This is a genomic window from Corynebacterium urealyticum DSM 7109 (genome assembly GCF_000069945.1).
Lineage (GTDB): Bacteria > Actinomycetota > Actinomycetes > Mycobacteriales > Mycobacteriaceae > Corynebacterium > Corynebacterium urealyticum.
This window is the reverse complement of sequence record NC_010545.1, coordinates 964,117-989,587: the sequence shown is the minus strand read 5'-3', so window position 1 is coordinate 989,587 and position 25,471 is coordinate 964,117. Positions and strand designations below refer to the sequence as shown.

21 protein-coding genes are annotated in these 25,471 nt (G+C 63.7%); 3 read left to right on the top strand and 18 right to left on the bottom strand.

The features are described 5' to 3' along the window. Window positions 1–132 precede the first annotated feature (132 nt). Window positions 133–1,245 carry a dual-specificity RNA methyltransferase RlmN gene (rlmN, locus tag CU_RS04135; RefSeq protein ID WP_012360073.1) on the bottom strand — a complete coding sequence of 371 codons (1,113 nt, stop codon included), beginning with the start codon at window positions 1,243–1,245 and terminating at the stop codon, window positions 133–135. A 133-nt stretch (window positions 1,246–1,378) separates the two neighbouring features. Here rlmN and CU_RS04130 point away from each other — a divergent pair, with 133 nt between their 5' ends. Then, complete coding sequence (locus CU_RS04130) at window positions 1,379–1,822, top strand: LapA family protein (RefSeq protein ID WP_012360072.1); 444 nt, start codon at window positions 1,379–1,381, stop codon at window positions 1,820–1,822. A 6-nt stretch (window positions 1,823–1,828) separates the two neighbouring features. Here CU_RS04130 and CU_RS04125 read toward each other — a convergent pair whose 3' ends face one another. From CU_RS04125 to rpsB, 5 genes are all read right to left on the bottom strand, one after another. Continuing rightward, window positions 1,829–2,830: a phosphatidate cytidylyltransferase gene (locus CU_RS04125; protein WP_012360071.1), complete on the bottom strand. Its 1,002-nt coding sequence runs from the start codon at window positions 2,828–2,830 to the stop codon at window positions 1,829–1,831. Window positions 2,831–2,885: 55 nt separating this feature from the next. After that, on the bottom strand, window positions 2,886–3,443 hold the full coding sequence (gene frr, locus CU_RS04120) for a ribosome recycling factor (protein WP_012360070.1): 558 nt from the start codon (window positions 3,441–3,443) through the stop codon (window positions 2,886–2,888). A 99-nt stretch (window positions 3,444–3,542) separates the two neighbouring features. Beyond that, window positions 3,543–4,238, bottom strand: a complete 696-nt coding sequence (gene pyrH, locus CU_RS04115) for a UMP kinase (RefSeq protein ID WP_231837779.1) — start codon at window positions 4,236–4,238, stop codon at window positions 3,543–3,545. A 204-nt stretch (window positions 4,239–4,442) separates the two neighbouring features. Beyond that, window positions 4,443–5,261: a translation elongation factor Ts gene (tsf, locus tag CU_RS04110; protein WP_012360068.1), complete on the bottom strand. Its 819-nt coding sequence runs from the start codon at window positions 5,259–5,261 to the stop codon at window positions 4,443–4,445. 179 nt (window positions 5,262–5,440) lie between these two features. Further along, window positions 5,441–6,250, bottom strand: coding sequence for a 30S ribosomal protein S2 (rpsB, locus tag CU_RS04105; RefSeq protein ID WP_012360067.1), 810 nt, complete (start codon window positions 6,248–6,250; stop codon window positions 5,441–5,443). A gap of 515 nt (window positions 6,251–6,765) precedes the next feature. Between rpsB and CU_RS04100 the strand changes: the two genes are divergently transcribed. Then, complete coding sequence (locus CU_RS04100) at window positions 6,766–7,392, top strand: M23 family metallopeptidase (RefSeq protein ID WP_012360066.1); 627 nt, start codon at window positions 6,766–6,768, stop codon at window positions 7,390–7,392. A gap of 19 nt (window positions 7,393–7,411) precedes the next feature. Here CU_RS04100 and CU_RS04095 read toward each other — a convergent pair whose 3' ends face one another. The 12 genes from CU_RS04095 to betT (CU_RS04040) all read right to left on the bottom strand — a co-directional run bounded on the left by CU_RS04095 (window position 7,412) and on the right by betT (CU_RS04040) (window position 23,186). Further along, window positions 7,412–8,470 (bottom strand): tyrosine recombinase XerC, encoded by a 1,059-nt coding sequence (locus CU_RS04095; protein WP_012360065.1) that lies wholly within the window; start codon window positions 8,468–8,470, stop codon window positions 7,412–7,414. Further along, the gene (dprA, locus tag CU_RS04090) at window positions 8,463–9,713 is read right to left on the bottom strand and encodes a DNA-processing protein DprA (RefSeq protein WP_012360064.1); all 1,251 of its coding nucleotides are present in this window, start codon (window positions 9,711–9,713) and stop codon (window positions 8,463–8,465) included. Before dprA ends, CU_RS04095 begins: the two co-directional genes overlap by 8 nt. Further along, window positions 9,710–11,326 carry a YifB family Mg chelatase-like AAA ATPase gene (locus CU_RS04085; protein WP_012360063.1) on the bottom strand — a complete coding sequence of 539 codons (1,617 nt, stop codon included), beginning with the start codon at window positions 11,324–11,326 and terminating at the stop codon, window positions 9,710–9,712. Before CU_RS04085 ends, dprA begins: the two co-directional genes overlap by 4 nt. After that, the gene (locus CU_RS04080; protein WP_012360062.1) at window positions 11,326–11,790 is read right to left on the bottom strand and encodes a YraN family protein; all 465 of its coding nucleotides are present in this window, start codon (window positions 11,788–11,790) and stop codon (window positions 11,326–11,328) included. The genes CU_RS04085 and CU_RS04080 overlap by 1 nt, the downstream gene beginning before the upstream one ends. A gap of 236 nt (window positions 11,791–12,026) precedes the next feature. Further along, window positions 12,027–12,335 (bottom strand): DUF2469 domain-containing protein, encoded by a 309-nt coding sequence (locus tag CU_RS04075; protein WP_012360061.1) that lies wholly within the window; start codon window positions 12,333–12,335, stop codon window positions 12,027–12,029. Next, window positions 12,332–13,057, bottom strand: a complete 726-nt coding sequence (locus CU_RS04070; protein ID WP_012360060.1) for a ribonuclease HII — start codon at window positions 13,055–13,057, stop codon at window positions 12,332–12,334. Before CU_RS04070 ends, CU_RS04075 begins: the two co-directional genes overlap by 4 nt. 2 nt (window positions 13,058–13,059) lie before the next feature. Beyond that, window positions 13,060–13,953: a signal peptidase I gene (lepB, locus tag CU_RS04065; RefSeq protein ID WP_012360059.1), complete on the bottom strand. Its 894-nt coding sequence runs from the start codon at window positions 13,951–13,953 to the stop codon at window positions 13,060–13,062. Between the two features lie 139 nt (window positions 13,954–14,092). Further along, window positions 14,093–14,434, bottom strand: a complete 342-nt coding sequence (gene rplS / locus CU_RS04060) for a 50S ribosomal protein L19 (RefSeq protein WP_012360058.1) — start codon at window positions 14,432–14,434, stop codon at window positions 14,093–14,095. A gap of 129 nt (window positions 14,435–14,563) precedes the next feature. Next, on the bottom strand, window positions 14,564–16,927 hold the full coding sequence (locus CU_RS04055) for a Tex family protein (RefSeq protein WP_012360057.1): 2,364 nt from the start codon (window positions 16,925–16,927) through the stop codon (window positions 14,564–14,566). Between the two features lie 80 nt (window positions 16,928–17,007). After that, window positions 17,008–19,194 (bottom strand): choline BCCT transporter BetT, encoded by a 2,187-nt coding sequence (betT, locus tag CU_RS04050; protein ID WP_012360056.1) that lies wholly within the window; start codon window positions 19,192–19,194, stop codon window positions 17,008–17,010. A 114-nt stretch (window positions 19,195–19,308) separates the two neighbouring features. Beyond that, window positions 19,309–20,880 carry an aldehyde dehydrogenase family protein gene (locus CU_RS04045; RefSeq protein WP_012360055.1) on the bottom strand — a complete coding sequence of 524 codons (1,572 nt, stop codon included), beginning with the start codon at window positions 20,878–20,880 and terminating at the stop codon, window positions 19,309–19,311. Between the two features lie 41 nt (window positions 20,881–20,921). Continuing rightward, complete coding sequence (gene betT, locus CU_RS04040; RefSeq protein ID WP_012360054.1) at window positions 20,922–23,186, bottom strand: choline BCCT transporter BetT; 2,265 nt, start codon at window positions 23,184–23,186, stop codon at window positions 20,922–20,924. 455 nt (window positions 23,187–23,641) lie between these two features. Between betT (CU_RS04040) and betA the strand changes: the two genes are divergently transcribed. Further along, a complete protein-coding gene (gene betA / locus CU_RS04035; protein ID WP_456236538.1) occupies window positions 23,642–25,432 on the top strand; it encodes a choline dehydrogenase in 1,791 nt (596 codons plus the stop codon). Window positions 25,433–25,471: the final 39 nt, after the last annotated feature.

Below are 25,471 nucleotides of genomic sequence, written 5' to 3'. Positions count from 1 at the left end.
TTCTGGATTTTAGCAATCTCCAGAACTCAGAGGCGAGGTTCTTCGGCGTAAAGTTGATCACAAAACGCCTGTACTGGTGGGTTTTTTACCCTGCCAGTACAGGCGTATGGGGATCGTAGTCCCGAGGGGTGGTTAGTTCTCCTCGGCAGCCAGCTGACCACAGGCCGCGGCGATTTCCTGCCCCTTCGTATCGCGCACGGTGCACGGCACGCCCTGGGCGATCACGCGCTGGACGAACTCATCCTGGCGTTCCTTCGGGGACGCATCCCACTTCGATCCCGGGGTCGGGTTGAGCGGAATGAGGTTAACGTGCACCTTGCTTCCCAGTGCCTTGTGGAGCTTCTTGCCCAGCATGTCGGCGCGCCACGGCTGGTCGTTAATGTCGCGGATGAGCGCGTACTCGATGGACACGCGGCGACCGGACTTCTCCGCGTAGTACGCGGCGGCGTCCAAGACCTCTTCGACAGACCAGCGGTTATTGACCGGGACCAGGGTGTCGCGCAACTCGTCGTCCGGGGTGTGCAAGGAAACGGCCAGGCGGACGGACATGTCCTCATCGGCGAGCTTGCGGATCGCCGGGGCCAGCCCCACGGTGGACACGGTGACGTTGCGCTGGGAGATCCCGAAACCGTGTGGCTCCGGCTGGGTGATCTGGCGCACGGCCTCGACCACGCGCTTGTAGTTAGCCAGCGGCTCGCCCATGCCCATGAAGACGATGTTTGACAGTCGGCCCTCGATGCCGGCGACCTCACCATCGCGCATCGCGCGGGCGGCGTTGCGCACCTGCTCCACGATCTCGCCCACGGAGAGGTTGCGATCCAGCCCACCCTGGCCTGTCGCGCAGAACGGACACGCCATGCCACAGCCAGCCTGCGAGGAGATGCACAAGGTGGCACGACCTGGATAACGCATCAAGACGGACTCCAGCAGCGTTCCATCGTGCAGGCGCCAGAGCGTCTTGCGAGTCTCGCCGTCATCCGCATCGAGCTTGCGCAGCGGGGTCATCAGCGCGGGAAAGAGCTTCTCCTTCACGGCCTGCCTACTGGCTTCCGGAAGGTCCGTCATCTCCAGTGGATCGCCCTCGAGTCGACCGTAATACTGGTTGTACAGCTGCTTCGCACGGAACTTCGGCAATCCAAGCTCCACCACTGCTTCCTCAACCTGCTCAGCCGTCAGGTCGGCGAAGTGCTTGGGTGGAAGGCCGCGGCGAGGTGCGGAAAAATTCAGTTTCACGGGGGTAGCCATAGTGAGCCCCATTATTCCACGTATGCCCTCTACCTCGCGATTCCGGGCCGAGTGCCGCGATGCGGTGGAAGAAAAGCGTTGCTAGGTCACCCCGGGGCTGGCAGCTGATCACACAGTTCGATTGAATAGAAGCATGACAAACCCAGGCACCAACCCTCAGAACCCTGATTTCCAGCCCGCGAGCGAAGGCCTCAACGAATCACTCGCCGGCGAGGCACCGGCCTCTGCTCCCGTCCCTTCTGCCGAGGCTGAGGCAGCTGCTGGACAATCCGAGATGGAACTCGCCCCAGCGTCACAGCCCGGTCAACAGAAGCGTGCCCACCAGAACGTGAAGGGCTCTGTGGCGGGCAGCACCTGGGCCGCGCTGATCATCGGCGCTCTCCTGCTGATCCTCCTGCTGATATTCATCCTGCAGAACCAGACGGAGGCCCAACTGGTCTTCTTCGGCTGGGAGTGGAGCTTCCCCATCGGCATCGGCATGCTGATCGCCGCCATCGCAGGAGCGTTGATCATGGCGATGGTCGGCATCGTCCGGATGACGCAGCTGCGCCGCCAGATCAAGCGCGGCTATAAGTAACTCGGCCTAGCCGATCAGGTTGAGGACCACCCAGGTCACCATCGCCGCGGGCAGCATCCCGTCGAGGCGGTCCATCAGCCCACCGTGTCCAGGCAGCATGCCGGACATATCCTTGATGCCGAGGTCCCGCTTGAACTGGGATTCCACCAGGTCTCCCAGGGTGGCGCAGACGGATAGCCCCACGCCCAGCCCGATCCCCAGCCACCAGGGGCCACCCAGCAACAGAGACACCGCGAGCGCGCCGACCACGGCGGCGCTGGTGACCGAGCCTGCGAAGCCCTCCCAGGACTTCTTCGGGCTCACCGCAGGGGCCATGGGGTGCTTGCCGAAGAGCACGCCGAACGCATAGCCGCCAACATCGTTGGCGACCACGCAGAGCATGAAGGTGATGATGTAGAAGGCCCCGGGGGCTCCGGCGGACTCCAACCGCGAAAGCATTGCAGCGAATGCTCCGAACATCGGAATCCATGTCAGCACCATCACCCCCACCGCCATATCGCGCACATAGTTATGCGGTGGCGAGTGCCTGCCGTGGTGAAACAGACGGGTGACCATCAGCAACAGCACACTGCTGGCAAACCCTGCCACCAGGCCCGTAGGGCCGAAGGGCCACGAGAGCAGGATCATCGCGGTAGATCCCGTCACGAGCACCGGAAGGCTCAGCATATAGCCGGCCTCCAGCAGTCGGCGCCAGACCTCGTAGACCGCCAGGCCCATGCCCACGACGAGCAGGGCGTACCACAGCAACGGCGAGAGCAGCGAAAGGATGACGATGGCGCCGAGAATCAGCGCCGTCGTGATCGCATGCTTAAGGTTTCGCCCAGGGTTGATCTGCTTGGCAGGCTTAGCTGCCTCCCGAGGGGACGTGCCCCCGGGTTCCGATGCAGGGTTCGACGCGTGAGCTGCCACCGCACCTCGCCTTTCCGGCCACCCAGAGGCAGCCCCAAATGAGTGTGTGCACTTTTGCCCTCTTATCGCGACATGCCCGCTCACAATGCGAGCGGGCATGTTTCGTGTGCCTTGAGGGCCGTCAAGAGCTCAAGGAGCTCTCCCGAAGAGGTCCCTAGACCTCCATCAGCTCCTCTTCCTTGCGCTCAACAAGCTCGTCGACCTGCTTGACGTAGTTCGAGGTGATCTTCTCGAGCTCGTTCTCGCTGGCGCGGACCTCGTCCTCGCCGGCGTCGCCGTCCTTCTGGATCTTCGCGAGCTGTTCCATGCCGTGACGGCGGATGTTACGGATCGCGATCTTCGCGTCCTCACCCTTGGACTTGGCCTGGCGCACCATCTCGCGGCGGCGCTCCTCGGTGAGCTGCGGGATCGTCACGCGCAGCACCTGGCCGTCGTTGGTCGGGTTAACGCCCAGGTCAGAGTTACGAATCGCGTTCTCAATGACCTGGATCTGGGACTGCTCATAGGGCTTGATGAGCATCATGCGCGCCTCGGGAACGCTGATCGTCGCCATCTGGGTGATCGGCGTCGGGACACCGTAGTACTCGGCGATCACGCTATTGAACATGGCCGGGTTAGCGCGCCCGGTACGGATCGTCGTGAGGTCTTCGCGCGCGAACTCGACGGAGCTCGTCATGCGCTCTTCGCATTCCAGGAGAATTTCGTCCATCATGGCTACCAATTTAGCAGCCCTTGCCCCCAAGCCTCCTGTTTGGTGCGGCGAGGCGGGCTGTTCTTGCCCGTCTCAACCGCGCGCCGTCTTGGCAGCGGGCTACTTCACCTCGGAGCTGACAAGCGTGCCGATGCGCTCGCCGGCGCAGGCCCGGGCGATATTGCCCTGTTCCAGGAGGTTGAACACCAGGATTGGCATATCGTTGTCCTTGCAGAGGCTGAAGGCCGTCGCGTCTGCAACCTTGAGGTCGCGCTCGAGCACCTCCTGGGGGTTGATCTCGTGGAAGAGCTCAGCGTCCGGGTTGGTGCGTGGGTCATCGGAGTACACACCGTCGACCGCCTTAGCCATCAGCAGGACCTCGCAGCCGATCTCCAGAGCGCGCTGAGCGGCGGTGGTGTCGGTGGAGAAGTACGGCATGCCCATGCCAGCGCCGAAGATGACCACACGGCCCTTCTCGAGGTGGCGGTCCGCGCGCAGCGGGAGGTAAGGCTCGGCGACCTGGGTCATCTGAATGGCGGTCTGCACGCGGCAGTCCACACCCTCCTGCTGCAGGAAGTCCTGCAGGGCGAGGCAGTTCATGACGGTGCCCAGCATGCCCATGTAGTCGGAGCGGGAACGGTCGAGGCCGCGCTGCTGCAGCTCCGCGCCGCGGAAGAAGTTTCCACCGCCGATGACCACGGCCACCTGCACGCCGCTGTTAGCGACTTCAGCGATTTGGCGTGCCACGTTCTGAACGACATCTGGGTCGATGCCTACGGCTCCCCCACCGAACATCTCACCGCCCAGCTTCAACATAACCCGCTTAAAACCGGACCTCTGTGGCGCGTTAGTCAACGAATCTCCTTGTCTCGCTTCAGATGTTGAACAGGATTATAGCGCACAATAAAAGCCGCCCACCCGTGTGAAACGGGTGGGCGGCTCAAACTATCGCCATGCCGTGGCGTGGGGCTTGCCTAAGCGGCTAAGTCACACCAGGAGGGCACGGGATCGGTGGTGTGATTAGGCCTGGCCGAGCTCGTAACGCACGAAGCCGGTCAGCTTCACGCCAGCCTCGTCCATGACCTGCTTGACGGTCTTCTTGGACTCGGTGACGGACGGCTGCTCCAGCAGGACAACGTCCTTGAAGTAGCCCTTCAGGCGACCCTCGATGATGTTCGGCAGAGCCTTCTCCGGCTTGCCCTCCTCGCGGGCGGTAGCCTCGGCGATCTCGCGCTCCTTAGCGACGGTCTCAGCCGGGATGTCATCGGTGGACAGGAAGCTAGCCTTCAGAGCAGCGACCTGCATGGCGGCCGCGCGTGCAGCCTCCTCGTTCTCGCCCTCGTAAGCGACGAGCACGCCAACTGCCGGCGGCAGGTCAGCGGAGCGCTGGTGCAGGTAAACAGCAACCTTGTCACCCTCCAGGGTGACAGCGCGCTTCAGCTCGAGCTTCTCGCCGATCTTGGCGGAGAGCTCCTGCAGGGCGTCGACAGCCTTCACGCCGTCGACCTCGACTGCCTCGAGCTCTTCACGGGAGTTTGCGTTCGCAGCGTCGGCAGCCTGAGCAACCTTGTTCGCGAAGTCGATGAACTCCTGGTTCTTAGCCACGAAGTCGGTCTCAGCGTTGACCTCGATCATGGTGTTACCGGAGACTGCGATCAGGCCCTCGGATGCGGAGCGCTCAGCGCGCTTGCCGACGTCCTTGGCACCCTGGATACGCAGGATCTCGATGGCCTTATCGAAGTCGCCCTCAGCCTCGACGAGAGCCTTCTTGCAGTCCATCATGCCGGAGCCGGTCATCTCGCGGAGCTTCTTGACATCAGCAGCGGTGTAGTTCGCCATCAGTGGCGACCCTCCTTCGTATGGAAGTGGTGAAAAAATGAATGTGCTGTCAGCCAATAATTCTAGAGGCAAATCCCCCACCGCGTGTGGCGGCGGGCAGCGCATTCACTGGGCAGGCCGAGATACGGCCCTTCCGTGTGAGCCATCGAGCGGGGCTCATGCGCCCCGCTCAATACTCTTTAGGCCTCGGTGGTCTCGGCCTTCTCCTCGGCTGCGGCCTCAGCCTTGACAGCCTCAGCGTCCGCCTCGGACTTGCCGGTGTCGCCGGCGGCGTCCTTCGCAGCAGCTGCCTGACGCTCCGCGCGAGCCTTGCGGCCCTCCTCAACAGCGGAGGAGATGATGGAGGTCAGCAGGTTTGCGGAACGGATCGCGTCGTCGTTGCCCGGGACCGGGTACTGGACCTCGTCCGGGTCGCAGTTGGTGTCCAGGATGGCGACAACCGGGATGCCCAGCTTCTTCGCCTCGGAGACAGCGATGTGCTCCTTGTTGGTGTCAACGACCCACATTGCCGACGGAACCTTGGTCATGTCGGCGATGCCGCCCAGGACACGCTCCAGCTTCTCGCGCTCGCGGTTCAGAAGGAGGATCTCCTTCTTGGTGCGACCCTGGTAGCCGTCCTCGGCTGCGTCCATAGCCTGCAGTTCCTTCATGCGGGCCAGGCGCTTGGAGACGGTCTGGAAGTTGGTGAGCATGCCACCGAGCCAGCGGTGGTTGACGTACGGCATGCCAACGCGCTCAGCCTCGTTGGCAACGGCCTCCTGAGCCTGCTTCTTGGTGCCGACGAACAGGATGTTGCCGCCGTGGGCGACGGTCTCCTTGACGAACTCGTAGGCCTCATCGATGTAGGTCAGGGTCTGCTGCAGGTCGATGATGTAGATGCCGTTGCGGTCGGTGAAGATGAAACGACGCATCTTCGGGTTCCAACGACGGGTCTGGTGACCAAAGTGGACGCCTGCATCCAGCAGTTCGCGCATAGTAACAACAGCCATGGTGTTACAGGGGCAGCTTTGAAGCGTTTTCTTCGCCTTGTAGCGTTGCCGCCCCTTCCTCGCTTTCGAAAGTTTGGGGTTTTACGGTTTTCTTTTTCGGCGCACTCGACGAACTTCCATTCGGCTTATGCCACCGGCCGGCAGACTCCCCGGGCTGTGCCACCTGTATTGACCCGCTTTGGGCGGGACCGTAGGTGAATCCTGTTGGGGACACGAGGCATCTACGTGTAGTCAGTCTGCTCGCTACCTCGCCGCCGGTTTCCCGGAGTGTTGTGTCTTAACGCCACCGCGATCGCCACTAGCGGGAGGCCTCGTGTTCTCCGCTGGTACGGTTCGCGCGGCGCATCATCCCCGGGTAGTGCGGGAAACGTGAGCACACTGCACCCGGATACTCTAGTCGCTCGGCCTTGTTAATCCAAGTGGCCGACCACCAGGTGTGTATCCGCCAATCTTCCCTGTCCACAGCAGGTTCTTCGCCCTTCTCGTGGGGACGCCAACTGCGGCAGGTTAGAAGCATGTCCCGCTTTCTTTCTTCTGCCCGTTTCTACGGCCGCTTGTTCGCTGTGGCCAGTGTTTTTAGCTTGACGTCAGCCATTGCGGTGGCTCCGGTTCCGCCACTGGGTTCCGCCGTGGAGGACGCACAACAACATAGCGGGGACGTGCTGAGGGACCCTGCTCGGCTGAGCCGTTCCCACCGCGTGCCGCTCGTGACGGACTCCCCGACCTCTCCAGCTGCGGCTGAGGCCCTGGTGACCCGGCCACTGGATATTCCGGAGAAGGACTGGCTCCCGGGCCACCGCGTTGTGGATCTACGGGCTGCGCCAGGTGCGGACGTCCTGGCCAGTTTGGGCGGGCAGGTCAGCTTCGCGGGCACAGTCGCGGGCACGCCCGTGGTGACGATCCGGCACCGGGATGGGCTGCACACCACCTATGAGCCCGTCCACGCGGAGGTCACGAAGGGCGAGTCTGTGTCCCGGGGTCAGCGGCTCGGTCGGCTCGCGAATGCGGCGTTGTTGGGCGATAGCGCCCGGAAGCCGGATGGGTTGTCTTGGGGCGCGTGGGTCAAGGGCGCGGATGGGCGGAAGCGCTACCTCGATCCGTTTGAGCTCTTGGGCTCGGTGCGGGTGCGTCTGTTGCGCTAGGTCCTCGAGGTGCGGGACGTTATTCTCCCGATCGCGGGTGAGCTTGGCGGTAGGCAGCCTTGAGTCGCTCGGCGCCCACATGGGTGTAGATCTGGGTGGTGTTCATAGAAGCGTGTCCCAAAAGCTCCTGGACCACCCGCAGATCCGCTCCGCCTTCGAGCACAGCGGTTGCCGCGGAGTGGCGGAACCCGTGTGGAGACATGTGCCCCACTGCAAGCTCCGGGTGGCGTCGAATGGCCTGGTCGATCACCCGTCGGATCTCACGCTGATTGAGCCGGCCCCCGCGCACTCCAACGAGCAGGGCCGGGTTAGCAGGCTGGGCAAGCTCACCACGGTGGGAAAGCCAGTGCGTGAGAGCTTCATCGATGACGCCACCGTAGGGAACCACGCGGGTCTTGTTTCCCTTACCTGTCACCCGAAGGAGCCAGTTGGCCCGGTCGAAATCCTCGACGTCAATAGCCTCTGCCTCTCCCACGCGGATGCCGGTGCCGAACAGCAGCTCGGCGATGAACCAGTCCCGCACCCGGCGCGCAGTGGCGTGCCGCTGGTTTTTATTCCCTGTTGGCTGAGCGGTGGCGGGAGCGTCCTCGCTGCCTTCGTGGGGGGCCGGGGGTTCGAGGGCATCTCGCTTGAGACCATCGAGGAGGGTGCGGGCCTGGTCACTGCGCAGCACACGTGGCAGGGTCTTCTCCCCCTTGGGCAGCCGGAGTGCAGAGACCGGGTTCGCGGGGAGCACCTCGCGCTGGGCGAGAAACTTCCCGAAGCCTTTCATGCTGGAGGCCAAGCGGGAGAGCCGGGACCGGCTGGCGCCGTCATCTGCCGCGTACCCCAGCACGTCACGGGCGTGGTCGAGGGTAAAGGACTCGATATCCCGCAGTCCCTCGAGGGAGTCGGTGAGGTCCCGCTGGTAGGCCCGGATGGTGTTCTCCGACCTGCCGAGGTTATAACGCAGATAGTCCACGTAGTCCTCGAGGAGGAGCAGTGGGTCGCGAGCTTTCGGCATGCAGCTCAGCATAGCTGTTTCGACACAGTAGAGCTGCCGTCGCGGCTCAACTGGCTCCCAGCCTCTCCTATCCATCCACCCGGACCCAGCGCTCCCCTTCCCTGCTGACGAGCCCCTGGCTTTCGAGTTCCTTGAGGGTCCGCATCACCAGCTGGATGGAGAGCCCGGTCTCCTGCTGGACGTCGCGCAACGTTGGGCCGCCTCCGCCGGGCAGCCCGGCTGCGTCGTAGACGGTGACCTGGTTCAGCGACATGCTCTGCACCCCCGTGCCGGAGCCGAAGACCATCGCCTGCTGTTCGGGCACTTGCGCGTTGAACTGGCTGGATGCCTCCACCAGCTCCCGGACGTGGCCGGCGGTCCAGACGGGCTGCGCCCGGCCGTCCCGCAGGCGATGGAGGACCCCCTGACTGAGTGCTGTATCCACGGGCCCGGGTACCACCATGGGCTGATTGAGCATGACCTCCGCCCAGTTCAAGGTGTTCAACGCCCCGGAGCGGTTAGCAGCCTGAGTCACGATGGTGCCAGCAGACAGGCCAGCGACTAGTCGATTACGGGTGAGGAAACGGTGCCGGGCGGGATGAGTTCCCAGCGCGTATTCGCTGACGACCACCCCGGACTCCGCTATCTGTTTGAAAAGTCCGACGTGCTGCCTGGGATAGTCCACGTCGAGGCCACATGCGAGCACCGCGATGCTCGCACCCCCGGCGCGCAGAGCGGCAGTGTGGGCGCAGCGGTCGACTCCCCTGGCGCCTCCGGAGACGATGCTGTAGCCCGCCAGCGCGAGGTCCGTGCTCAGCTGAGTACTCAGCTGCGCCCCGTAAGCATTGGGTTGCCTGGTCCCCACGACGGTCACCGACTGGCGACTCAAATTCCGCAGGTTGCCGTTGCCCCGTAGCCAGAGGGCGAAGGGTGCTGCGGCAAGGCCTCTCACTGCGGAGTTCTGGTCACTTCCGCGATCGTCGATCCTGGCGAAGGCATGGTCTAGAGTCTCGGGCCACTCCTGATCCAGCGGGGTGATCAGCCGGAACCCCGCAGCTGTGGCGGCGTCGAGTTCGGCTTCGGGATCGCAGTCCACGCGAGCGGCAGTCGATTCCAGGATCCTGTGTGGCAGGCTGGGGTCACGATGCCGGATACGGCTGGCGAGCGCGCGTACATCGGGAAGCGCTCCCTTTCCCGCGTCCCGGCCCTCGAGCCGGTTCTCCCAGCCTTCAGGCCAGAGGAGGTTGAGAATATCCGTGTTCGAGGCTTCGATGGTCTGCCGCAGGTAGATCCACGCGAGCAGGTTCTGGTGTTCCTCGGTGGTGCCGACCGGGCTCATGCTGGCACCTCCTCGGTGTCGGAGTAGAGCTCGGCAGCGTCCAGAACCTCCCCAACACCGGGGCGGGACACCCCAGCAAGATCGGCGAGGCTCCACGCCACCCGCAGCGCCCGGTCCACCCCGCGCTGCGAGAGGGTGCCGGAGGCATAGGCCTCCTGCAGTGCCACCATTCCTTCGAAACTCGCCGCGCACTCGGAGCGCAGTAGCCTGCCGGGAATCGTCGCATTCGTCACGGCCTCCCCCAGGTCGAATTGTCGCCAACGGTGATGGGCACGCTCCCTCGCCTGGGCAACCCGTTCCGCCACGAGGGCGGAGTTCTCCGCGCGCTCTTTCCCGCTGTCGGTTCCCCTCGACGGTGTTGCCTCCGCACTCACCGGAAACTGTTGGCCGATCAACCGTTGCCTGCGGGTCTTTGCGAAGACGTCAATCCGGTCGCGGATGGGCCCCGAGACCCGCGCGTAGTAGCGGCGGCGGTCCGTCGAACTACACGTGCACATAGTCGGGTCCTCAGCACCGCAGCGGCACGGGTTCGCCGCCATCACCAATTGGAAGCCCGCTGGGTAGGACACGCTGCGGCGGGCACGCGCGATCTCCACACGGCGGGACTCCATCGGAATCCGCAGGCAGTCCAGCACCCCAGAGCGGGTCTCCGCAGCCTCGTCCAAGAACAGCACGCCGTGGTGAGCCAGGCTGATCGCGCCGGGCTGTAGGTTCGGCCCGCCACCCACCAGTGCGGCCTGAGTCACCGAGGGGTGCGGGGCTACGAAGGGTCTCACACCTGCCCAGATCGGGCCAAGGTCTCCCCGGCCACCGGCGATCGAGTGGATTGCGGCCGCCTCAACCTGCTCGGTGGCCGACAACGGAGGCAGGATCGTGGGCAGGCGCTCTGCGAGCATCGACTTTCCACTGCCCGGCGGTCCGGTGAGCATGATGGCGTGTCCACCCACGGCGGCGATCTCCAGCGCCCGGCGCGCCTCGGCCTGCCCGACGATGTCGGACATGTCGACCCCCTCATCCTGTGGCCCCTGTCCTAAGTCCGGGATCGGCGCGCCCACGGATCTGATCACCGGGATAACGTCGCCGGAACCACGCAGCCATGCGTGAAACTCCTGCAGGCTACCCACGGCGAGAATCTCCAGCCCAGCAACAACGTCGACAAGTTGCCGAGCATCGGAGAGGTTCCCCTCTGGGATCACGATGCGACTCATCCCCTGCCGTTGTGCGGACAAGATCATGGGCACGACCCCGGCGACGGCGCGCACGGTACCGTCCAGTCCGAGCTCGCCGACGACCACGGTGTCACTCAGGAGCTCCAGCCCGGGCTCAGATAAGCCCTGGGCTGCCAAGATCGATGCCACCATCGCCAGGTCATAGCTAGAGCCCTCCTTCTTCACGTCTGCGGGCGACAGGCTCATCACGACCTTCGACTTCGGCCACGGCAAACTGCTGTTCAGCATCGCCGCGCGAATCCGGTCGCGGGCCTGCACCACAGCCGCATCCCCCAGCCCGACTACGCTGACCCCGGGCAGTCCTCGCCCCAGGTCGCATTCCACGGTGACGAGCATCCCGTCCAGCCCGTGCAGGGCCATGCTTCTGGCTTGTCCGACCGCCATCACGCTACCCCCATCACGTGCTCGCGCACACCGCCGGGGCCCACGTCGATCACGTCGAAACGCACGACGTCGACCCCGCGTTGCTGTTCCGCCAGCCACTTCCCCGCCGCCAGTCGCATCCGGCGCAGCTTAGTCTGTGTCACTGCTTCCACACCAGTGCCGTGAACGGTGTCCTTGCGGTACTTGACCTCCACGAACACCATCTCGCCCGCGGGGTCGAGAGCAATGATGTCCAGCTCCGCGAACCGGCAGTGCCAGTTGCGCTCCACAATTCTCCAGCCTTGATTCACCAGGTATTCCCCGGCCAGGTTCTCACCTTGTCGGCCTACCCCCACCGTCGAATCCGCCGAGTTCTGGCCAACCAAGCTCTGGCCAACCGAGTCCTGTCCAACCGCACCCTGGCGAACCGAACCCCGACCGATCACGTTTCGGCCGGCCTGTGCCACCTGCGTTGCGCTATCCATCCCCCGTACCTCGCTGTCGTTGTCTTCCGCTGCGCGTGGAAAATTCCTTCACGCATGCCCTGCCCACGCAGCTGTCGTACCAGGGCAGCGTGTGAGGCTAGCCAAGCACGGTGGCCGGGGCGTTGACGTCCTAAAAAGAAGGCGGGAAGAAGAAAACCCCAGGAGCCTGTGGATAGGCGCTGGGGTGTGGATAACAGCGGGGCTCTCGGAGAAGGAAGCCCGCGGGAGGTACCGGACTAGTGCTCCGGCAGCTGCAGCTCGGGCTTGTCGAGTTCCTCGATGTTGACGTCCTTGTAGGTGATCACGCGGACGTAGCGAACGAAGCGGGCCGGGCGGTACATGTCCCATACCCAGGCGTCCGACATCCGGATCTCGTAATAGACTTCGCCGCCGGAGTTACGGGGCGTGAGTTCCACCGCGTTAGCTAGGTAGAACCGGCGCTCGGTTTCCACGACATAGGAGAACTGGCTCACGACGTCGCGATACTCGCGGTACATCGACAGCTCAACGTTTGCCTCGTAGTCGTCTAGCTCTTCAGCGCTCACTGGCCAGGATGTCCTTCCTCACGCGGTTGTGTGCTCGCCCACTCGGCATGTGCGGTGGCGACATTAGAGTAAGTGTAACGGTGTTCCGGGCACGCCCCGTGGAGGCGCACCGCAGCCATGTGCTTCGCCGTGCCGTAGCCCTTGTGCCCCGCCAGGCCATAGCCCGGATACTTCTCGGCCATCTCCACCATCAGGCGGTCCCGCGAGACCTTCGCCAGAATGCTCGCGGCACTGATCGCCGGGGACAGCGCATCCCCCTTGACCAGGGGCGCATGCTCGCACGCAAGCTCCGGCAGGTGTACCGCGTCGGTGAGGACCACGTCCGGCTCCACGCCCAGCCCCGCAACGACGCGGTACATGCCGTTGATGTTGGCGTACTGGATCCCCCTCTGATCAATCTCGGCCGCAGGGATATGGACGATCTCGTAGGCCACGGCGTGCTCGGTGATGGCACCGAAGAGCCTCTCACGGCGCTTCGGAGTGAGCTTTTTGGAATCGTTGAGGCCCGCAAGCTCGGGGACGCCATGATCGGGAAGGATGCAGGAAGCGATGGTGATGGGACCGCAGCAGGCACCGCGACCGGCCTCGTCCACCCCGGCCACGTGGGAGAAACCGTGGAAGCGCAGGTAGTCGTCAACGAAGCTATAGCCCTCGGAAAGTGCTTGCTGCACCAGCTCTGCGCCGCGGGCACGCGCGGCCGACTGTGGGGTGGGACGTGCCATGGCTACTGCTGGATATCCAGGTGCGCGACCCCACCGATGCGATCGAGCGGCAGAACACGTGCGGAGACCTTCCCCACCACGTTCTCCACCGGGATGGTGCCCTGGTGCTCGTCGCCCACATGGCCGCGGGAGTCCAGGGAGTTGGTGCGGTTATCGCCCATCAGCCACAGGTGGTCATCCGGAACGGTGATGGGGCCGAAGTATTCGCCCTGGCAGGCATCGGAGCCGGTCGTCGGATCCACCGGATTAACCAACGGGCTCATCGTGTACGAATCATCGACCTTCTTGCCGTCAACCATCACGCCGGGGTCACCGGGGCGGCACTGGACGGTCTGCCCACCGGTAGCGATAACTCGCTTGACCAGCGCGTTTTCATCCGGAGCAATGATGCCGATCATGCTGCCGGCATTCTGCAGCCCCTTGATCAGCCCATTGTCCGAGCGCTGGGAGACGTAGGTCGTGTTCCAGGAGTCCTCTCCGACGAAGACGACGACATCCCCCGGCTGCGGCTCTTTTCCTCCGAGGTAGGCGAGCTTATTGACGAAGATCCGGTCATTCGTGCACCCCTCGCAGCCGTGCAAAGTGGGCTCCATGGATTCGGACGGGATCAGATAAAGCCTGCCGACAAAGATATTGAACATGCCAAGAATCAGCATTGTGGCAACCAGGATGATGGGCATCTCCACCCACCACGGGTAGGTCTTCTTCTCCTTGCCCTTTGCCTGCGGCGCGCTGGAGTCCTTGTGCTCGTCGGTGGCCGTGCCCTCCCCCGCGCGTGCTCGCCCATCCCCCGGCTGCGGAGCGGCATGGCCTGCCGCCTGCTGAGGCTCAGCGCCGCCTGCGTAGGGGGCTGCTGCGTCGGGGTTGGGCTGGTGCTTCTTGGGATCGGTAGTCACAAGGGTTCAGACTACCAGGCGCCTATCTACGACACTGGGACGTTCTACGCCTGGAGTCACTGCCTCATCCAGGCAAGAAAAAAGGGGAACGGATCTGAATCCGTTCCCCTTTCACGCGCACAATGTGCGGTGGCGCAGATTAACGCTTCTCCTTGATCTTGGCTGCCTTGCCGTGGCGATCGCGCAGGTAGTACAGCTTCGCGCGACGGACCTTACCGCGGGACAGGACCTCGAGCTTGTCGATGTTCGGGGAGTGCACTGGGATGGTGCGCTCCACACCGATGCCGAAGGAGACCTTGCGGACGGTGAAGGTCTCGCGGATGCCGGAGCCCTGGCGCTTGATCACAACACCACGGAAAACCTGCACGCGGGACTTGCTGCCCTCGATGACCTTCAGGTGCACGTCAACGGTGTCACCTGCGCGGAACTCTGGGATATCGTCGCGCAGCTGTGCTGCATCGACCTTGTCAAGAATATGCATGGATTAATCCTTTGCTTGCCTGGATAGAGGATCCTCGCGGCTTTTCGATACTCATCGCGCCTACGGGTTCGTACCCGGAACATAGTTAACTCAAATAGTATGCCAGTCGGATCGGCAGAAACCAAAAAACTAGAAGCCAGCCTGCTTTAGGGCAGCAGCCATCGTGCCACCGGCCGGCGAGCCTCCACCGCGCGGTCCGCCCCGTTTGCCACGCTGTCCGCCGCGATTATCGCCGCGCTGTCCACCGCGCTTGCGGCCCCGGCCGTCCCGGGAGTTTCTCTCCCCTGCCTCCTCGCGGCGGCCTGCACCGCCGGAGCCAGCTCCCTGGTCGCCGCCAGGCTCATCGCTCAGGCGCAGGCTCAGGCCGATGCGCTGCCGGTCCACGTCGACGTCCATGACCTTGACCTTGACCACCTGACCGGAGTGGACCACCTCGTGGGGGTCCTTGACGAATCGATCGGCCATCGCGGAGACGTGGACTAGCCCGTCCTGGTGCACACCGATGTCGACGAACGCGCCGAAAGCAGCCACGTTGGTCACCGTGCCCTCCAGCACCATGCCGGGGCGCACGTCGGAGACCTTTTCCACGCCCTCGGCCAGGCTCGCAGTCTTGAAGCTCGGGCGTGGGTCACGGCCTGGCTTATCCAGCTCTGCGAGCACGTCGCGCACCGTCGGCACACCGAAAGTCTCGTTTGCGTAATCCTCCGGTCGCAGCTTCGTCAGCACCGCGGAGTTGCCGATCAGCTGTGGCACCGCCACCCCGGTGTCCTCCGTGATGGAGCGCACCAGGTTATAAGCCTCGGGGTGGACGGCAGAGGCATCCAACGGGTCCTCCCCATCGTGAATGCGGAGGAAGCCAGCGGACTGCTCAAAGGCGCGTGGCCCCAAGCGCGGCACCTTCAACAGCTCCTTGCGGGAGCGAAAGGCACCGTTGTCGTGCCGGTGGGTGACGATGTTCTCTGCCACGGACTTCGTAATTCCCGCGACCCGCTCGAGCAGCTCGGCACTGGCGGAATTGACGTCCACTCCCACCGAGTTCACGGCATCCTCGACCACCGAGTCCAGGGAGTGGGTCAGCCACGTCTGGTTGACGTCGTGCTGGTACTGCCCCACCCCGATGGACTTCGGGTCGATCTTCACCAGCTCGGCGAGCGGATCCTGCAGGCGTCGGGCGATCGAGACCGCACCGCGCAGGGAGACGTCCATGTCTGGGAACTCCCGCAACGCAACCTCGGAAGCAGAGTAGACGGAGGCCCCTGCCTCGCTGACGATGACCGGAGTCGGGCGCTTCCCGCCGGCTTCGGCGATGAGGTCGGCGATCTCCCGGGCGAGCTTTTCGGTCTCGCGGCTGGCCGTCCCGTTGCCCACCGCGAGCAGTTCGACTCCGTGCTCGGCGACCAGGCCCGCAAGCTGGGTACGGGCCTGCTCCCACTTCGCCGCCCCGGAGTGCGGGTAGACGATGATCGTGTCCACCACTTTGCCGGTGGCGTCCACGACCGCGCACTTCACACCGTTACGGTAGCCGGGGTCCAGCCCCAGGGTGGCGCGCTGTCCGGCAGGTGCTGCGAGCAGCAGATCGCGCAGGTTCTTCGCGAAGACGTCCACGGCGGAGGCGTCCGCCCGTTCCTTCAGCTTCACCCGGGCATCCACGGCCGAGCTGACGGCGAGCTTGGTGCGCCAGCCGAAGCGGACGCACTCGGCGCGGAACTTATCGGCCGCGTCCCCCTGCGGGCCGAGATCCAGCCGGTCTGCAATGATCCCCTGGTAGAACTCGTCCTCCTCCCCTCCCGTGAGGTTCACGTGGAGCACACCCTCGCTCTCGCCGCGCAGGATGGCGAGGATTCGGTGACTGGGGAGCTTGTCCAGTGGCTCGGAGAAGTCGAAGTAGTCCCGGTACTTCGCCCCTTCTGTTTCCATCCCATCGACGACGCCGACCTCGGCGACGCCTCGGTTGAAGAACTCCTCGCGGACCTCGCCTACCAGGTCCGCATCCGTGGCGATCCGCTCGACGACGATGGCACGTGCACCGGCAAGCGCTGCCTTGGTGTCCTCGAAACCCTCGCAAAGGTAGCCCGCCGCGATGCTTGCCGGGTCCTCGCTAACCCCCGGGGTCAGCAGCGTGTCCGCGAGCGGCTCCAGCCCGGCGTCCCGAGCGATGGTGGCCTTGGTCTTCCGGGTTTTCTTGTAGGGCAGGTAGAGGTCCTCGAGGCGGGCCTTCGTCTGAACGGCGCGGATCTCGGCGGCAAGCTCCTCGGTGAGTTTGCCCTGGTCCTCGATGGCCTTGAGGATGGCTTCCTTGCGTTCCTCCAGCTCCCGTAGGTAGTTCAGGCGGGTTTCCAGCTGGCGGATCTGGGAATCATCCATCCCGCCGGTGATTTCTTTGCGGTAGCGGGCGATAAAGGGAACCGTGTTGCCCTCGTCGAGCAGGGCGATGGTGGCCTGGACGTGCGACAGCCCGGCACCTAGTTCCTCGGCTAGAATGTCTGAGATCATTTAAGCCATTGTAGGTGCCGGGCTGTCCCAGCGTGTACCAGGATCACCCCGACCGAGCCGTTACTGGCGCGTAACGCTTATTAGTCGGCGTGGTGATCGCCGAAGTCTTCCTGCCACTCCGGGATCTCGGTGTTGTAGGCCGAGAGATCGGTCTCGCCTGGCTGGTTACGCTGCATATGCAGGTACTCCATGTGGCGTTCGAACAGGTCCAGCACATTCGCGATGATCTGCTCGCGGGTGTAGCCGAAGACGTCGTAGCCCAGGGAGCCGTTGATGCCGAAGACCTCAACGCGGTAGTAGTTCGCGCCGTGGCTGCCGCGGCGGGCGAACTTCGGCAGGCGCTCCTCGATTGGGTAGAGCTGGTAGCGGAAGTCCGGATCGCCCTTGAAGGTGACAAACAGGTCGAGCTGGTTGATGCCGGTGTGCTCATCGGCCACCGTGGTCAACGTTGCCTCGTGGCCATTGTTCATCAGCTCCTCAGTAACGTCCTTCAGAGCCGGCTTGGCGACATCCATGATGAAGGACTGCGACTGTTCAGCGGTCGGCCACGTGCCAACCCGCTCCACGCGCGTGCGCCAATCCCCGTGCTGGCTATCCGTGCGCCCAGAAATTGCGCCGTGGAGCGCGACTGCACGGGAGTCCATCTGCAGGACTTCTTGCCTGACTGAGAGCACCAGACCGGCCATGATGAGGAAGACCACGATCATGAATGGCAGTCCCATGATCAACGTAGCCATCTGCAGGGTGCCAATGCCGTCGACCTGCAACATCGCAACCGTCAGGACGGCGACGGCAACAGACCACAGCACGCGCAGCCAGACCGCACCATCGGCGGCAGGATCGGTAGAGCGGGAAGAGAATTTCGCCATGACCAGGGCACCCGAGTCCGCGGAGGTGACGAAGAACAGGAGGCCGACGATCATCGCCAGCACCAGTGCCAGCGTCGGCCACGGCAGGCCCTGCAGCACCATGTAGAAGCCACGCTCAGGTGAGTTAACAGTTTGCTCCAACAGATCGCGATCGCCGCTATTGACCACGCGGTCCAGGGCCATATTGCCCAGGAAGGATGCCCACAGTGCCAGGAACAGGAACGGAACCAGCAGGGTGCCGACGATGAACTGTCGGAAGGTTCGGCCACGGGAAATGCGGGCCAGGAACAGCCCCACAAACGGCGCCCAGGCCACCCACCAGGCCCAGAAGAACAGGGTCCAGTTGGCCATCCACTCTTGGGTGGAGGCCGGGGTGGTCGTATAGGAGAAGGTCTCGAAGGTCCAGCGTGGCAGGGTGGTCAGGTAGTCACCCATGTTCTTCACGAGGGAGTCAAAGAGCCAGCCGGTGCGACCACCAGCGACGACGATGACGAGCAGCGCGACGGCGAGGTAGACGTTCCACTCGGATAGTCGCTTAATTCCCTTATCCACGCCCGACACGGCGGAGAGCGTGGCCGCGGCGACGGCCAGCACCACCAGCGCGATCTGCATGGCCTTGCCCTCGGGCAGGTCAAAGACGAGGTTCAGGCCGAAGTTCAGCTGCACTACGCCGATGCCCAGCGAGGCGGCCACACCGAAGACGGTGCCCAGCAGGGCGGCGATATCGACCGCATCGCCGATGGGTCCGTGGATGCGCTTTCCGATCAGCGGGTACAGGGCGCTGCGGATGGCCAGTGGCATATTGAGGCGGTAGGCGTAGTAGCCGAAGGCCAGGCCCATCAGGGCATAGAGGCCCCAGCCGGAGATGCCGTAGTGGAACAAGGTCCACAGCACGGCTTCCTTCATGGCTTCCTCGGTCTCGCCCGGGCCAACCGGCGGATTGGCATACTGCGCCAGCGGCTCGGCGACGGAGTAGAACAGGATTCCGATGCCGATACCCGCGGCAAACAGCATCGCTGACCAGGAAAAAAGGGAGTACTGCGGGCGGGAGTGATCGGGCCCCAGACGAATATTGCCGGCCTTGGACGCGGCCAGCCAAATCATGAAGATGAGGGTGATCGCCACGACGGCAACGTACAGCCACCCGAAGTTTCCGGTCAGCCAGCTGGCCGTGCCGCCGACGATCTTGTCGAAGCTCTCTGCCGCGGCGGCTGCCCAGATGGCAACGGCCACCGTGACCACCAGGGTGATGATGATGACGGGCCAGTTGGCTGCGTCATCCTTCTTCATTTTTGCGGCGGCGGGAGCGGGCTTCCCCAGCAGAGTGCGGATGCGGGCAGCACCCTTTTGCTTGGTGGGGGAATCGCTGCCTGCCGCTGTACGTGCAGAATCTGCCATTCCTGACTCCTTGTAGAAAACCTTTGGTCAGCTGCAAGTGTGCGCTATACCACTCTTCCACCGTAGTGGAGTCTCAGGTTTTCCGCAGGAGTCTTTGAGGTTACGGGCAGAGCTTTAGCCTTGGAACCACCCGGTCACCGCAGGCGCGATGTTGTGGTAAACGTGCTTCTGCTCCTGGTACTCGGCCAACCCGGTCGGCCCCAGCTCTCGGCCGTTACCGGACTGCTTCATACCGCCCCATTCCGCCTGCGGCAGGTACGGGTGGAAGTCGTTGATCCAAATGGTGCCGTGACGCAGGCGCGCGGTGACCCGCTCCGCCTTGCCAGCGTCAGTGGTCCACACGGCACCGGCGAGGCCGTACTCCGTGTCATTGGCGATCTCCACAGCCTCATCCTCGGTGCGGAAGGTCTCCACCGTGACGACCGGACCGAAGGCCTCGTCGTACACGCAGTCCATCTCCCGGGTGGCGCCGTCGATCACGGTAGGCAGGTAGAAGTAGCCCTTCGACAGGTCGGTGTTACCAGTGCTGTGCGGGCCATTATTGTCCGCCTCATCGGCGATCTTGCCACCCGTGCGGATATCCGCGCCCTGCTCACGGGCGCGATCGACGTAGGCTGCCACCTTGTCGCGGTGCTCAGCAGAGATAAGGGCGCCGGTCTCAGCGGCCTCGTCGAGCGGTCCGCCCAACTTGATGGCCTCAGTACGGCGCACGAGCTCGTCGACGAACTTCTCGTGGATGGATTCCTCGACGATGATGCGGGCGCCCGCGGAGCACACCTGCCCGGAGTGGACGAAGCCACCGTTGAGGGCGTTGTCCACCGCAGCGTCGAAGTCCGCATCGGCGAAGATGACGTTCGGGTTCTTGCCGCCCAGCTCGAGGGCGACGCGCTTCACGGTCTCCGCCGCCTGCTTGGCGATAATCTTGCCGGTCACCAGGCCACCGGTGAAGGAGACCATATCCACGTCCGGGTGGGTGGACAGTGGGTTGCCGGCAGTAGCGCCAGCGCCGGTGATGAGGTTCGCGACACCGGCCGGTACGCCTGCCTCGGTCAGCACGGTCATGAGCATCATCGCGGTGTGCGGGGTGAGCTCCGCCTGCTTGAGGACGAAGGTATTGCCCGCGGCGAGCGCTGGGGCGACCTTCCACGCCACCTGCAGCAGCGGGTAGTTCCACGGGGTGATCAGACCACACACGCCGACGGGCTCGGTGTCGATGCGAGAGCGGACGTTCGGGTCCCCCGCATCGACCACGCGTCCGGCGGCGTGGCCGGCGAGGGTGCCGAAGTAGTCGAAGGAGTCCGCAATGTCGTCCATATCGGCCTCCGCCTCCGGGAGGCGCTTACCGGTGTCGGCGGCCTCAGCGCGGGCGAATTCGCCCTTATTCTCGCGGATCAAGTCGGCGACCTTGACCAGGATCTTGCCGCGCTCCACGGCAGGAACGGCGCGCCACTCACCTGCATCGAAAGTACGGCGGGCGACCTCGATCGCACGGATCGTGTCCTTCTCGCTCGCCTCGGAGACCATACCGACCTCCGAGCCGTCCGCCGGGTTGATGATAGTGCGGGTCTCGCCGTCAGCGGCGGGCTGCCACTGACCATCGATGAACAGCGACGCCACCGCATCATTGCTGTGAACCCCCTTCAGCAGGGGCGAGTGTGCTGGGTCGAACAGCTTCTCTGTGCTCATTCTGTTTGTCCTTTCCAAGGATCACGTAGGTGATGATCGAATTATTTATCTTCTGCGTCTACCGCAAGGCCCGGGTCGTCAGTCCATGCTCGCACGGGCTCAGCACCGTCGGAGTGGTCAGAGGTACCCGGCAGGTTGCGCTGGATGTGGATGAATTCCAGGTGGCGCTCGTACAGATCCATGATGTTGTCCTTGATCTGTTCCTGCGTATAACCGTAGACGTCGAAGCCCATAGAGCCCATGAGGTCGAAGACCTCCAGGCGGTAATAGACGCTGCCGTCGCTCGTGGAGCGGGTGAACGTCGGGACCGGAAGCTCGACTGGGTAGATCTGGTAACGGAAGCTCTGCTCTTCGTCGAAGGTGACGGTGAGATCCAGCTGCTTGACGTCGATGCCTGGCACCTTCGCGGAGACGAGGGTGGCGTTGAGGCCACGGCTGTTGAACTGCTCGGCGACGTCCTGCAGAGCAGGGCGTGCCGTCTCGGACATGAACTTCTGAGCATCCTTCGCCGCCGGCCAGGTGGACGCGCGGGAGAGACGACGGAGCCAGGCGCCCTTCTCCTTCTCCCCGGAGCTGCGGCCAGACATGGCGGCATGGATGGACACGCTCCGGGCCTCGTTGTGGATCGTCTCCAGCTTCAGGGAGCGGATCAGGCCCAACATGATGAAGTACATGACGATCGCGAATGGCAGACCCATGACGACCGTGGCGTTCTGGACAGTCTCCACGCCGTTGATCTGCAGAAGAACGATAGTGAGTACACCGACCAGCACAGCCCAGAAGATACGAGACCACACAGGGCCATCCTGGCGGGAGTCCGTCACCCGGGAGGTGAAGTTGGACATCACCAGTGCACCGGAGTCCGCCGAGGTGATGTACAGCAGCAGGCCAACCATCGTGGACAGGCCGACCAGGAAGGTCGCCCCCGGGGAGGATGCAAGCAGGTCGTAGAAGCCGCGCTGTGGTTCGGCCACCGCAGCCTCACCAAAGGCCGAATCGCCACCGATGACGCGGCTGAGTGCGGTGTTTCCGAAGAAGCTCATCCAGCCCAGGATGAACAGGAATGGCACAGTCAGGACACCGAACACGAACTGGCGCAGAGTGCGGCCGCGGGAAATGCGGGCCAGGAACAGGCCGACGAACGGCGCCCAGGCGACCCACCAAGCCCAGAAGAACAGGGTCCAGGCGCCCAGCCATTCCTTGGTCTCCTCAGGGGTCTCGCTGAAGGCATAGGTGTCCATGGACATGCTCGGCAGCTGAGTGACGTAGTCACCGACGTTCATGATGAGTGCGTCGAAGAGGAAGGCAGTCTGACCGGAGATCACGATGTAGGCAGCCAACGCGATGGCGAGGATGACGTTGAACTCGGAGAGGCGCTTAATGCCCTTATCCACGCCAGAGACAGCGGACAGGGTGGCCACGCCGACGGCAGCGATGACGAGCGCCATCTGTACGGTCGGGCCCTCCTCCCAACCGAAAAGGAGCTTGAGGCCGTAGTTCAGCTGAACAACGCCGATGCCCAGCGAGGTCGCGATGCCAAAGACGGTGCCCAGCATCGCGGCGATATCGACCGCGTTGCCGACCGGGCCGTGGATCCGCTTACCGATCAGCGGGTACAGGGCGCTGCGGATCGCCAGCGGCATATTGAGTCGGTAAGCGTAGTAGCCAAAGGCCATACCCATCAGGGCGTACATGGCCCAGCCGGTCACGCCGTAGTGGAAAAGCGCGTAGACGACGGCATTCTCCGCCGCCTCGCGCGTCTCCCCTGCCCCGACTGGTGGCGCGTAGTACTGCGTCACCGGCTCGGCAACGGCGAAGAACATGAGGTCCACGCCGATGCCGGCCGCGAAAAGCATCGCCGACCAGGAAAACAGACGATATTCGGGCCGGGCGTGGTCCGGGCCGAGGCGGATTGATCCTGCCCTCGAGAGCGCGACGCCGAGCACGAAAACCACACAGATCGTTGCGGTGAGAATGTAGAACCAGCCGAGGTTATTGGCAATCCACCCGGTGGTGGAGCCCAGGGTGTCGTAGGCGTTATCGGGTGCGATGGTCGCCCAAGCCACGATGATCGCGATCCCCAACGCCGAGAGGAGGAACACCGGCCAGTTCGCCTTGGGTTCCACGATCTCGCCCGGGGTGTACGGCTCGGATTCCCGTTCGTCTCCCTGACCTACGACGACCTCGGGAACGATCTGTGGTTCAGCGGCCACGTCGGCGTTTCCTTCGGTCGTGCCGACCGAGCCCGCAGCGGGCGACGGGCCCTCAGGAGCTCCCTTCCCTTTTACTGAATCTGTGTTCTTCATCCCATCTCCGTTAGCTTTTTGGCGGCCCTTGACTCAAGTCGCTCCGACCCTCCTAGATTAATTCTCCAATAGTTTTGACCCCTTTTATAAAGCGGGTCGACTCATAATGCATAGCAAACTTTTTGCCATTCCCGCACCTGAAGCTGGCAATTCTCTGAAAGCACCCATCACGCAGAGGCGCACCCTAGCTGCATCTTTCAGTGATCTCACAGCCTTTTAGCCGCGCCTGCTAAATCTGTGACTTACGCCATGTTTTTTAATTCAGCCATATTTTCCTGGGTGGCATAGGCCGTTTATTCGCTGGCATACTGGATCGTGCTCAAATATTTTTAATTGCATTTCCGGGGCCGTCGCAATGCCTCAGCAGCTCGTTCCCCTTTGGAACACGGCTCGCAACGGCGTCCCGGTTATGCCTTAGGAAAGGTGAGGTTTCACTCTTGTCGCTCTGGAATAAAATTCGAGCACCCTTCGCCAAAAACGACACGGCGGGCGAGGTCATCGAGGACTCGCACCGCGACGTCGTCATCGTCGGTGGCGGCTCGGCGGGTTCCGTCCTGGCCAACCGCCTGACCGAGGACAAGGACACCAAGGTCATGGTGTTGGAAGCCGGCCGCATGGACTCCTTCTGGGACCTGTTCATCCACATGCCCGCCGCATTCGCCTTCCCCATCGGCAATAAGTTCTACGACTGGGCCTACGAGTCCGAGCCAGAGCCGGAGATGAACGGCCGCCGCATCTACCACGCTCGCGGCAGGGTTCTCGGCGGCTCCGGCTCGGTCAACGGCATGATCTACCAGCGCGGTAACCCGATGGACTATGAGAAGTGGGGCAAGCTGCCGGGCATGGAGAACTGGGATTACGCCCACGTCCTCCCCTACTTCAACAAGCTGGAGACCGCACTGGCAGCCGACCCGAACGACCCGCGCCGTGGCCACGACGGCCCGCTGAAGCTGACCCGCGGCCCGGCCACCAGCCCGCTGTTCCAGGCATTCTTCCGCTCCGTGCAGGAAGCAGGCTACAACCTGACCAACGACGTCAACGGTTACCGCCAGGAGGGCTTCGCACCCTTCGACCGCACCATCTTCCACGGCAAGCGCCACTCCGCCGCTCGCGCGTACCTGCACCCGATCATGAATCGCAAGAACCTGGACATCCGCACCCGGGCGTTCACGACCAAGATTCTCTTCGAGGATGCGCCGGCTGACGGTTCTGCTCCGAAGGCCATCGGCGCAGAGTACACCTGGAAGGGCAAGACCCGCCGCGTGTACGCGGACAAGGTGATCCTGTGCGGTGGCGCCTTCAACACCCCGCAGCTGCTGCAGCTCTCCGGCATCGGTGACAAGGAGCACCTGAGCTCCCTGGGCATCGACGTGCGCAAGCACCTGCCGGGCGTGGGCCAGAACCTGCAGGACCACCTCGAGGTTTACGTCCAGTACAACTGCACCCAGCCGGTCAGCTCCCAGCCGTACTACAAGATGTGGATGCGCCCGATCATCGGCCTGCAGTGGCTGCTGACCCGTCGCGGCCCGGTTGCTAGCTCCCACTTCGAGGCTGGCGGCTTCGCCCGCTCCAATGAGAACGAGGACTACCCGAACCTCATGTTCCACTTCCTCCCGATGGCTATCCGCTACGACGGTAGCCAGCCAGAGGGCGAGCACGGCTTCCAGTTCCACGTCGGCCCGATGTACTCCGATACCTCCGGCCACGTGAAGATCAAGAGCACCGACCCCCACGAGAAGCCAGAGATCCTCTTCAACTACCTGAAGACCGAGCAGGATCGCCGCGAGTGGGTCGAGGCCATTAAGGTCTCCCGCGAGCTGCTGGACACGGACGCGATGCGCGAGTTCACCGACGGAGAGATCTCCCCGGGCGCTGCCGTGCAGACCGACGAGGAGATTCTGGAGTGGGTCCGCAACGACGCCGAGACCGCACTGCACCCGTCCTGCACCGCCAAGATGGGATCCGCCGACGATGAGATGGCCGTCGTGGACCCGGAGAGCATGCAGGTCCACGGCGTGGAGGGGCTGTACGTCGTCGACGCATCGGCCATGCCGATCGTCACCAACGGCAACATCTACTCCCCAGTCCTGATGCTGGCGGAGAAGGCTGCAGACCTGATCCGCGGCCGCAAGCCGGAGGCACCGATCAACGTGCCGTTCTACCAGGCGAAGAAGGACATGCCACTCTACGCTGAGGGCGAGCAGGTCCGCGACCACACGAAGGCCATCGACGGCGCGGACTGGTAATCCTCACCACCGGGCGTGGCCAGCTGCCCGCCCGGTGTC